The sequence below is a fragment of the Bartonella bovis 91-4 genome (assembly GCF_000384965.1).
Classification (GTDB): Bacteria; Pseudomonadota; Alphaproteobacteria; order Rhizobiales; family Rhizobiaceae; genus Bartonella; species Bartonella bovis.
In genome coordinates this window covers 959,441-969,941 of sequence record NZ_CM001844.1, presented here as the reverse complement: position 1 = coordinate 969,941, position 10,501 = coordinate 959,441, and the positions used below count along the sequence as shown (strand labels likewise).

The 10,501-nt window shown below is 33.5% G+C and carries 7 protein-coding genes, 3 tRNA genes and 1 pseudogene; 8 read left to right on the top strand and 3 right to left on the bottom strand.

The window, feature by feature from the left end; all coding sequences use genetic code 11:
• The first annotated feature begins 38 nt into the window (after positions 1-38).
• Together BBBE_RS04205 and BBBE_RS04200 are read left to right on the top strand one after the other, a co-directional pair.
• A pseudogene (locus tag BBBE_RS04205) lies at positions 39-660 on the top strand (lambda exonuclease family protein).
• Positions 661-740: 80 nt separating this feature from the next.
• Positions 741-926: a helix-turn-helix transcriptional regulator gene (locus tag BBBE_RS04200; protein ID WP_010700825.1), complete on the top strand. Its 186-nt coding sequence runs from the start codon at positions 741-743 to the stop codon at positions 924-926.
• Positions 927-1,042: 116 nt separating this feature from the next.
• Here the strand turns inward: BBBE_RS04200 and BBBE_RS04195 are convergent.
• Positions 1,043-1,128 (bottom strand) — tRNA-Leu (locus tag BBBE_RS04195).
• Between the two features lie 159 nt (positions 1,129-1,287).
• Between BBBE_RS04195 and ilvA the strand changes: the two genes are divergently transcribed.
• The 3 genes from ilvA (at position 1,288) to BBBE_RS04180 (ending at position 4,774) form a co-directional block, all read left to right on the top strand.
• Positions 1,288-2,553 (top strand): threonine ammonia-lyase IlvA, encoded by a 1,266-nt coding sequence (gene ilvA, locus BBBE_RS04190; protein WP_010701348.1) that lies wholly within the window; start codon positions 1,288-1,290, stop codon positions 2,551-2,553.
• Positions 2,554-2,589: 36 nt separating this feature from the next.
• A complete protein-coding gene (locus BBBE_RS04185; RefSeq protein WP_010701347.1) occupies positions 2,590-3,120 on the top strand; it encodes a hypothetical protein in 531 nt (176 codons plus the stop codon).
• 259 nt (positions 3,121-3,379) lie between these two features.
• A complete protein-coding gene (locus BBBE_RS04180) occupies positions 3,380-4,774 on the top strand; it encodes a DEAD/DEAH box helicase (protein ID WP_010701346.1) in 1,395 nt (464 codons plus the stop codon).
• Positions 4,775-6,428: 1,654 nt separating this feature from the next.
• On the opposite strand, the gene BBBE_RS04175 is transcribed toward BBBE_RS04180, so the two are convergent.
• Together BBBE_RS04175 and BBBE_RS04170 are read right to left on the bottom strand one after the other, a co-directional pair.
• The gene (locus tag BBBE_RS04175; protein WP_010701345.1) at positions 6,429-7,253 is read right to left on the bottom strand and encodes an outer membrane protein; all 825 of its coding nucleotides are present in this window, start codon (positions 7,251-7,253) and stop codon (positions 6,429-6,431) included.
• A gap of 558 nt (positions 7,254-7,811) precedes the next feature.
• A tRNA-Asn gene (locus tag BBBE_RS04170) sits at positions 7,812-7,886 on the bottom strand.
• Positions 7,887-8,074: 188 nt separating this feature from the next.
• On the opposite strand from BBBE_RS04170, the gene BBBE_RS04165 reads away from it, so the two are divergent.
• The 3 genes from BBBE_RS04165 (at position 8,075) to BBBE_RS04155 (ending at position 10,368) form a co-directional block, all read left to right on the top strand.
• Positions 8,075-8,148 (top strand) — tRNA-Cys (locus BBBE_RS04165).
• Between the two features lie 210 nt (positions 8,149-8,358).
• A complete protein-coding gene (locus BBBE_RS04160; protein WP_010701344.1) occupies positions 8,359-9,033 on the top strand; it encodes a protein-L-isoaspartate O-methyltransferase family protein in 675 nt (224 codons plus the stop codon).
• 114 nt (positions 9,034-9,147) lie between these two features.
• Entirely contained in the window at positions 9,148-10,368 is a 1,221-nt protein-coding gene (locus BBBE_RS04155; protein WP_244428344.1) for a TolC family outer membrane protein, read from the top strand.
• Positions 10,369-10,501: the final 133 nt, after the last annotated feature.

Sequence of the window (10,501 nt, the reverse complement as noted above, 5' to 3'; positions counted from 1 at the left end):
ACACACACCAACTCAACAAGATTTAATAGGGGTGTGAGATGGAACAAAGAACACCAGAGTGGTTTCAAGCTCGTTTAGGTAAAGTAACAGCTTCAAACATTGACAGCATTGTCAGTAAAACAAATAAGGGCTCACCGACAAGTAAATATGAAGAATATAAAAATAAACTTATCAGGGAACGTTTTAGAAGATGAAATAATACCATCTTATGAAACGTCAGCCATGCGATGGGGACGTGAACATGAAGACAAGGCAATTGAAGAATACAGCTTTAGACGTGGGGTCATTGTCACCCGATGCGGATTTATTCCTCACCCAACAATTGAAATGGCAGGGGCTAGTCCTGATGGTCTCGTTGGAGATGATGGCCTTGTAGAAGTCAAATGTCCTCAACCGGGAACACATATGTTTTTTTTGCGAACTGGCAAAATCAAACCTGAATATATCTTACAAATGCAATTCCAAATGGCTTGTACAGGGCGAAAATGGTGTGATTTTGTCAGTTATGATCCTTTGCTCAAAAAGAAATTAATTGGTTTTCGTGTAAAGATTCAACGCGTTCAACGCGATGATGAACAAATTGAGCTCATCAATAAAGCTGTCGAAACTTTTTTAGAAGAAATAGAACAAGAAACGCGAATCTTTACACAAGCTGCTTAAACCCATAGGGGGCGCTCTTTCATTGCATTCTCTTTAGCGCCCCCAACCATTTATGTAATCCAAAAAAGAAAGGTAATAAGATGATATTTGATGATGGCGATAAATATGTCACGACACGTGAATGTGCACAGCTTTTTAATGTGTCAACAACAACGATTCGCAATTGGGTGATACGAGGAGTATTTCCCCAACCATATAAGCTTGGTAAGTCAGTTAGATGGAGAAAAAAAGAGGTTTTGGCATTCACCCCAAAGGAAATAAGCTAAAAATAACACAAATTTAGATAAAATTATATAAACTCTAAAGGGTGGACTAAAAGGTGGACTGAAAATTATCTAATTAAGTAAAAATCTATATATTTCAATATGTTAAAGATATACAATGGTGCGGACGGCGGGACTTGAACCCGCAAGGTCTTCGACCGGCAGATTTTAAGTCTGCTATGTTTACCTATTTCATCACGTCCGCGATAACGGCTTTTCATAAGCTATATCTTTTATTTAATCAAGAATTAATAACAAAAGAGACTTCTTGCATTTTTTTATTAAATTTTTGACTGACAATAATTGTTTTTACAGTTAGAAGAAATCTATACATTATCAATAAAGCAGGAAAATAAGTGGTGCTATGAGTGAATTTGTTCAAGATGTGACCAAAGCTATGGTAGCTTTACGTAGCGTTTTTACGGAAACACCACTTCAACGCAATGACTTTCTTAGTAAAAAATATGATGCAGAAATTTATTTGAAGCGTGAGGATTTAACACCTGTACGGTCGTATAAAATTCGTGGTGCTTTCAATTTTGTTTCAGAAATGCTTGATAAGGTATCTCAGGATGCGGCATTTGTTTGTGCGTCAGCAGGTAATCACGCACAAGGGGTTTCTTTTGTTTGTCGCTATTTTAAACGTAAAGGCATTATTTTTATGCCTGTGACAACACCACAGCAAAAAATTGACAAGACGCGCATTTTCGGTAAGGAATTTATTGAAATCCGTTTGGTTGGTGATACATTTGACCAATGTTATGAGGCTGCACAATCTTTTGTAGCTGAGGGGGGAGGTGTGATGGCACCACCTTTTGACGATATTCGCATTATTACAGGGCAAGCAACAGTTTTATGTGAGGCTGCTTTACAATGGAAAAAACTTAATGGAGAGAGTGAGCCAGATTTGATTATAGTACCCGTGGGTGGTGGTGGTTTGGCTAGTGGTGTGAGCAATTTTTTACATGAATATAATTGGAAAACAAAGCTCCGTTTTGTTGAACCGGAAGGGGCGGCGAGTTTACTTGCATGTTTAAAGAACAAAAAACGTGTCAAGCTTGAAAATATTAATACATTTGTAGATGGTGCTGCTGTGGCTGAAATTGGCGCATTAAATTATGCTATGTTGCAGCAATTTTCACCCGATTGTGTCATTACAGTTCCTGAGAACAGAGTTTGTTCTACAATGGTTGAAATGCTCAATGTTGAAGGTGTGGTTCTTGAGCCGGCTGGCGCTTTATCTATTGATGCTCTTAAAAGTATTTCTCCTCAGGAATTGAGAGGCAAAAAAATTCTTTTAGTTATTTCGGGCGGTAATTTTGATTTTGAACGTTTGCCAGACATTAAAGAGCGTTCTTTACGTTTTCAGGGATTAAAAAAATATTTTATTATTAGCTTTCCACAATATCCTGGTGCCTTGCGTAGTTTCCTTGCGCAATTAACACCAGATGATGACATTGTGCGGTTTGAATATCTCAAAAAATCAGCTAGAAATTTTGGCTCTGTTTTGATTGCAATTGAAACAAAAAAGTATGATAATTTTTATATCTTAGAGAAAAATTTTCAAGCGTTAGGTTGGTCTTATCGTGATATTACTGATGATCAAGTATTATTTGATTTTGTAATCTAAGAGTTTAAGCGTTTTACTGGAATGAAAGTTATAAAAATGAGATTTTTTCGTTATTTTACGCTGGGAGTGTTGTTGTTGTTAAGTACTGGTGGACAAAGTTTAGCAGCCAAACAAATAACAATACAAAAGACAGAGCTTTTAAACCTAATTGTTGATATCAATAATGCTATAAAAGACAGAAATTTTGCAATTGTCTCTGCTCATATGCCTGACCGGCTTTATAGAGAAATGGCACGTCGATTAAATACAACAGAAGATGATTTACGCAACAATTTTTTAAAACAGCTCCATGTTCAGTTTGAAAATTTGTCTTCTGATGCTTATTATTTAGATGAAATAAAAATAGATTATCGGCAAACAAATAATGGTACTTTTTACGCTTTAATTCCAACTACGCTGAAAACAGAAGATAACATTATTCACTATAAGACGTTGGCGATTTTTGACAATAACAGATGGTGTTTAGTTTATGGGGGGCAGAAAACAATACAAAATCCAGTTTTTCTTGAAATTTATCCTGATTTTAATGGAATCAATCTTCCAAAGGAAACGGTAATAAAAAAATAAACAATGAAGGTAGTATTTATAGTAAATACCTTCAGAAAGTGCTTGCTTTTTTATTTTAACCCAACAATAGTGTAAACTGAGGCATTTAAGCTTGAATATGGCGTTTTACAAAGTAATTTTATATTTTCTCTTTAAATTTTAAGGTACTTATGAACTGCTCAAATTGCTTATTTCTATTTAAGCGGTATTTTAAATGTTCAATGTCAGATCTCGATTGTGCGGGATTTAAAGTGATGTAATTGTAGCTTGTAAGCTGTTTATGGTTTTTGAGCTGAAGAGAGATTTTATTGTGAATATAAAAGAAAATACTTTTGTAAAATTGGGTATACCTGCGTTTTTAACTCAAAATCTATCTATTGCTGGTATAAACAAACCTAAACCTATTCAAAAACAAGCTATTCCAATAATGCTAAAGAAGCGCGATATTTTAGGTATTGCACAAACTGGTTCTGGAAAAACACTGGCATTTGGTTTACCTATTTTGAGCCAAGTTTTGGCTTTAGGTGATAAAAGATATCCTAAGACTGCACGCGCTTTGATCTTGGTTCCAACTCGTGAACTTGCAGTTCAGGTTGAAGAATCAATTCGTATGATTGCAAAAGGATCTCACCTTTCAACATGTTTGATTTTAGGAGGAATGTCTCGGTTTGCACAAATCAAACGTATGAAAACAGGTGTGGATATTTTAATTGCGACACCAGGACGTTTAATGGACCTTGTTTGTGAAAAATGTATTGATCTTTCTCAAACCTGTTTTTTTGTGTTGGATGAAGCTGACCGTATGTTAGATATGGGCTTTATTCATGATGTGCGACGTATTGCAAAACTTTTACATGAGAAGCGTCAAACAGCACTTTTTTCGGCGACAATGCCGAAAGAAATAGTTACGCTTGCAAAGAGTTTGCTGAATGAACCAATGAAAATAGAAGTTGTTCCTCAAGGGACTGTTGCTACAGAAATTACTCAAAAATTATATTGTGTTCCTACAAATGAAAAAAAGAGTGTTTTGAATAAGCTTTTAACAAATCCGGCTTTAGCTTTGGTTATTGTTTTTACACGAACTAAACATGGTGCTGATGCTGTTGCACGTAATTTGACGAGAACGGGATATTCTGTTGCAACAATTCATGGGAATAAATCACATGCTGCACGACAGCGTGCGTTAAAAGCTTTTCGTGAAGGGTCGGTGAGGATTCTTGTTGCAACTGATATTGCTGCACGTGGTATTGATGTACCTGGAGTCAGCCACGTTATTAATTATGATTTACCAGATGAAGCTGACAATTATGTACATCGTATTGGCCGTACAGGACGAAATGGTACATCTGGCAACGCTGTTATACTTTTTGATGAAAAGGTAGAACGAGCACGTTTACGTGCTGTAGAGCGTGTGATTCGAATGAAATTAACGCATGAAGATATTCCACCACAGTTTGCAGCATTTCCAGAAATATCGTTTATACCAGAAAATGGTAAGAAACATTGTTTAAAAAAAACTCAATATCAGAAGAAGAATTTTGATCATATAGATAAAATTAAACAATCACATAACATGAATTCTTCATCTAAAAGTAAAAGATATAAAAAAGCAAACACAACAGCAAAACGCGCTAAATCATTTCGTTTTCGTAAGTCAATAAAGCAGGTGGCTTAAATAAAATATCTGGAAGGATAGTAAAAATAACTAGATCATAATTAAGGGCAATTTTGGCAAAAACCTTCAACTATAACAGCAAGATTGATGGTTATATTTTAATTGCGCGTTTGGTTCTTTTAGGTACCTAATTATATACTAATTGCCTGTTGGAAAATATAATGGAGTATTAAAAACACACAAAAATAGCGCTATTCTAACTGTGAGATTATGAAATTGTACACTACGAAGCAATATGTTTACGTAATATATAATAGTTAACAAATTAAATGTTTGAAGCAATTTATAATTAATTTAAAAATTTATCAATTAATTTTAGTGGTAATCAAGCTTGATAAAAAGACAGTTTTTTTATGATTTTCTCAAGTATAATTGCTTCATTTTAATCACAAATATGTCATAGCTCGAGTGTTATGTGTTTAAAATATTGATCAACTAAATTACTTGAATTTCAATAATAAGCACACGCTTTGCTTCAAAAACAAAAAATATGTTTAAAAATGATTTTTTCAGCATACCTTAGATTATTTACTTCAGTTTATGAGTGTCGTTTTCATTTATTTGATAAAAAAAGATGAATTCGAAAAAAATTTAAGTGCTGTGAGTTAATATAGAAAAATGAAGCAATGTTGGAAATTTTGGTCGCTGAAACTGCTTGCTCTTGCTATTAATATTATTACTTTTTTACCTTTAATATGGAAAGGATTGCAGTAAATTTTTTCACAGAAGGTTTAAATATTTCATATTATAGAAGATATTAATTCCGGATAAAAACATTCAAGGCATAGTAATCAAAAAAATGTTACAAAAAGCATAAAAACTAATTATTACCATAATAAATGATATATTTTCAATTTGTTATAAAGTATTTTTATTTTAAAATATGAATTGCATTGTGTTATTAAAAGATTGAGAGTTATAATTTTTAAATTATATATTTTATTTCAATAAGTTATAAATTTTTTTTAATTAAAAATATGAATAAATTATGTTTATAACACGACGTATATTAAAATTAATTTTAATTTGTGCATTAACTTTAATATTATTATCAATTTTATCTTCAAAAGGGATACAAAGACATCTTAACAAAAATATTTTAGTTCATAAACGCTTCTCAGGGGTAAAAATGTTTAAAGTTTAAAGATGATAACTAATTAGAGAGCAGAAATAAATAATTTTATTATAGCTATTCTTTGAGATTATACTGAAAAATTTTTAATCAACAAATAAAGTACTCAATTGTAATTTACTAACCGCTTACTCAATATTGATATTTAATATAAATTTTTAAACTAAACTTAAAGCTTTTCTTATAAAAGCCTTGAATTTTATATTAAATATCAATTACAAACTTAAAATAGATAATAAAAACAATCAGAAAAGAAAAAGGTATTAAAATAAATTTAACTTCACTACAAAAGGCCAAATAAAACTTTCATTCTACGAGAAGAAATAATATTACAAACCTCTTATATTACGGCTTTTACTTTACTCAGTTCAGCATAAATTTATTCTAATTTTAAAAATCACATTTGTAATTAGAACACAATTTTTGCAAAAATAAAATTACGCAAATCTTCAAAAGACAATTTGTACCCCCCTAGCAAAAAGAATTTAACACCTTCCTTTAAATTAATTATCTTATAAGAAATCAGAATTTATAAGACACACCAACACGGAAATCATTGGTTTTATAATCAATTTCAAATTTATCTTTAACAAATTTCTTTTTACCAAAATTTGAGAAACGGTACTCTGCACGTAAAATGAAATCATCGGTCATTGCGAAATCAATACCACCACCAAAAGTGTAACCGATCATTGCTTTGGTCTCATCCACCACTTTATCTTCTTTTGCTTCAATTGAAGCCAAAAATATGTCTTGCAATTGCGTATAAGCGACCCCACCAGCAATATAGGGCATGATACGATCAGCTGCAAAACCTATACGTACCCGTGTAGCACCAGCCCACTTTTGCTTTAAAGTATGACTATATGTTACAGTAAATTTTTCTAATAAGTGCTTAATATCCACCGCTTCAACTTTATTGTTTTCTCTCTGTAATTTAGGCCCATCTTGCATTCTATATGCGCTACGTTTGATAACTTTTGTATCTTTTTTATCAGACCAAATTATATCAGTATCAACACCTAGAACAAGGCTATTATTAAGGTCAAAATTAGCTCCTGCATAAAGACCACCTATAAAGCCCGAAAGTTTGGGTAATAGATCCTTCTCAATTGATGATAATTTTTTGGAATTAATCCCCTTAAAATAATTCAAATTTAGAGAAGTCTTACTCGAAAAACCACCAATTTGACCACCGAAATAAAAACCTGTCCAAGAAAAAGTAGGAGCAACGTTTGATAAAGAAACGGATGTTGATTCTTGGGAAATTGTACTATTTTCTGCTTGAACTACAGAAGATGTAACCAAAGTAAGAATAGATGCGGTAATTAAACATTTAGTATTCATATATTACTCCAAAGTTACACACTAAACCACATAATGATACATTTTTTTCGTAAAAAATCTGTAGTAAAAATGATACAAATATAGGCAAAAATGGAAATTCCACACAAAAAGCAACCACTTCAAAAATAAAGAAAACATTAAATGTTTTGTATTTTTCTATTTGCTCAAAATTTGTTTATTGTACCACGTTAACATGATGAGCAAAACTCTATTGTGATTTGTCTTAAAGTTAAGGCTTTTTCTTCCTGGAATGTTTTTCTAATCCATGCAAGAGAGATAGACATTTACTTTGATATTTCATTTAAAGGCATAATTATACATTATAAAGTGCTTAAAGGTAGCATCAGTTTAAGTTTAACAGAGGCATTTTTAAAAACATGATAAGATAAAGAACGTTTGTGTCGGTGAAAACGTATTCGGAAGATTTTAGGGTAATCTTATATATCTTATGGAAGCAAGTTAGAAAATCTTGTTTAATTGATGATATTCCTGACCACTGATCGAATGTACAATTCAACACTCTGTACAATAAGAGGCGAATAACTGCCTAAGAAAAAATGGCTCCCCGGGCCGGATTCGAACCAGCGACCAACCGGTTAACAGCCGGTTGCTCTACCACTGAGCTACCGAGGAATAACACCAATTTATTTTAGTGCAAGGGCTATAGCAAAGCAATATTCATTTGCAAAGGGTAAAATTACTTTTTTAAAAAAAAAAATTCAGAAATTGTATAAAAAGAATAAAAAAGATCTAAGAAAGATTACTGTATCTTGACGGATGCATTACCTTCCCTTATTGACAATTTTGCTGTTTACTGATGAGGCCTCGTGGCGGAATGGTTACGCAGAGGACTGCAAATCCTTGTATCCCGGTTCGATTCCGGGCGAGGCCTCCAACTAATTTCGATTAAAATAATTTTTTTGAGTAATGCTCTTATTTTTTTGAATTTTGAATAAAGTCACCTTTACATGGAAAATTAGTGCAATTAGAATCTTGTTGTTGACTGTAACGTGCTTTTTTGTCACACTCGCGATGAAAGATATTATGTTCTTACTATCACCATTTTGATTATAGTTTTTGTTATGCATTAGGAGAAAAACTAGTTATGGTTGCAGATTTTGCAGAACTTCGCCGCAAAATGGTTGATAATCAAATTCGTACAGTAGATGTGACGGATTTAGCGATTCTTGAAGCATTTTTGACAATACCGCGTGAAGATTTTGTGTCAGAAGATGTTAAAGATTTAAGTTATCATGATGGAGATATTGTTGTATTTCCGGCGCAAGATAATTTGCGTGCATGTTATTTGATGAAGCCTGCGTCTTTAGCAAAATTGTTACAACTTGCAGCTATAAAACCTTCAGATAGTGTGTTAAATATTGGTGCAAATAGTGGTTATTGTGCAGCATTATTTTCAAAGATTGCTGCGTTTGTGGTTGCATTGGAAAGCAATAAAAGACTTGTAGAGCAAGCAGATAAGCTTTTAAAATATCATCAGTGTGATAATGTGGTTGTTGTTCATGGACCGTTAGAACAGGGGTATGCTGCTAAGGGGCCTTATGATGTGGTTTTTATAGAAGGTGCAGTTGATTTTATTCCTGATGGTATTTTTGATCAAATGAAAGAAGGTGGGCGTCTTGTTGTGGTTGAGGGCCATGGAGGTGCAGGTGTTGCGCAAATTTATATAAAAGAAGGTAAGGTTATTTCGGTTCGTCGTAGTTTTAACCTTGCTATTAAACCTCTTCCTGGTTTTTTAAAAACATTTGATTTTGTATTTTAATATTTAATTTCATTCATAAATAGCAAAAAGTAGTGTGGTAAGTTTAGGGTTTATAGTGTGTTTAAAATAAATAAAAAGCTTCAGGCATGTTTATTGCTAACGGTGGGTATTTTTATGTCAGGATCAGCTCATGCTGGTACGCTAAAAGATGCTTTGGCTGAAGCTTATATGTATAATGCTAAATTAAATAGCGAGCGTGCTGCTGTACGTATATCAGATGATGATATGGTTATTGCGCGCTCGAATTTTTTGCCACAAATTGAAGGGATTGGAAACTATGGTCGAAATAATACCGTGACAGGTGGATCTATAGGGATAAAGTTAAATCAAAGATTATTTGATGGTTTTGTTACACAAAACATGTTTTTTTCAGCTCAAGTTAAAACGCAAGCACAACGTGAGTATCTTCGCAATGCTGAACAAAATATGTTTTTAGATGCTATAACAGCGTATGCTAATGTATATAAAGCGCGTCGTATTGCTGATCTTCGTCGAGAAAATTTGGCTGCTCTTGAGGAACAAGTTCGTTCGGATGAAGCAAGACTGAATGTAGGGGAAGGGGCTCATGTAGATTTTGCTCAAGCTCAAGCAGCGCGTTCTGTAGCTGTTTCTGAGTTTAGTCTTGCGTGTGCTGATGTGAAGGCAATGGAAGCTATTTATCGTAAAATCATTGGTTCAGATCCTACACAGTTAGAGCGTCCACCAGTGGCAACAGAACTTCCGAAGGATCTTGATATTGGTTATCAAGTTGGTGATATCATGCATCCAGCGATTCTTTACGCAAAATATTTGACTGATGCCAGTTCTTATAATGTAAAAGCGAAAGAGGGAGCTTTGCTTCCTAAAGTAGATTTTTCCACAACAGTTTCCTATAATCGGATTTATAGTGGTCCTGGTGAAGATGGGATTTCTCAGTCGGTCGGAGTTTCACTGAGTGTTCCAATTTTTGAAGGTGGGCGTACATCTGCACAGATTCGTCAGTCAAAAGAACAGTTTGAGCAGGCTCGTCTCCAACTCACTCTAGCTCAAAATGATGTAAGACAGGCATTAACTGCTGCTTGGTTTCAGCTAGAGGGTGCACGTGCATCTGTTGTTGCTTATCGCGAGAGTGTTCGTGCTGCTGAAATTGCTCTTAAAGGTCGTATTCAAGAAAACCGAGTAGGGCAAGCGACTACATTGGATGTTTTAAATTCTCGAACTCAGTTGATTAATGCTCAAATTGCCTTAGCAATCGCAGAACGAGATGTTGTAATTGCAAGTTATAGTGTTCAGTCTTCTATTGGAAAACTAACTGCAAATTATTTGGGTTTAAAGACGGTTAAATATACTCGCTAAAGCTGTAAAATATGCATATAGTGATTAGCATTCAAGGGATAAATAAATCAAATTTCTAATGATATTGAAAAATATATGATTTACATGTAATTTCATTTCTAAACGGGGAAGGTCATAATTGAGGAAAGAAAGT

Bases quoted from the DNA above. Each gene is read 5' to 3' on its own strand.
- BBBE_RS04200 (WP_010700825.1), top strand. From the start codon at position 741: ATGATATTTGATGATGGCGATAAATATGTCACGACACGTGAATGTGCA.
- ilvA (WP_010701348.1), top strand. From the start codon at position 1,288: ATGAGTGAATTTGTTCAAGATGTGACCAAAGCTATGGTAGCTTTACGT.
- BBBE_RS04185 (WP_010701347.1), top strand. From the start codon at position 2,590: ATGAGATTTTTTCGTTATTTTACGCTGGGAGTGTTGTTGTTGTTAAGT.
- BBBE_RS04180 (WP_010701346.1), top strand. From the start codon at position 3,380: ATGGTTTTTGAGCTGAAGAGAGATTTTATTGTGAATATAAAAGAAAAT.
- BBBE_RS04175 (WP_010701345.1), bottom strand. From the start codon at position 7,253: ATGAATACTAAATGTTTAATTACCGCATCTATTCTTACTTTGGTTACA.
- BBBE_RS04160 (WP_010701344.1), top strand. From the start codon at position 8,359: ATGGTTGCAGATTTTGCAGAACTTCGCCGCAAAATGGTTGATAATCAA.
- BBBE_RS04155 (WP_244428344.1), top strand. From the start codon at position 9,148: ATGTCAGGATCAGCTCATGCTGGTACGCTAAAAGATGCTTTGGCTGAA.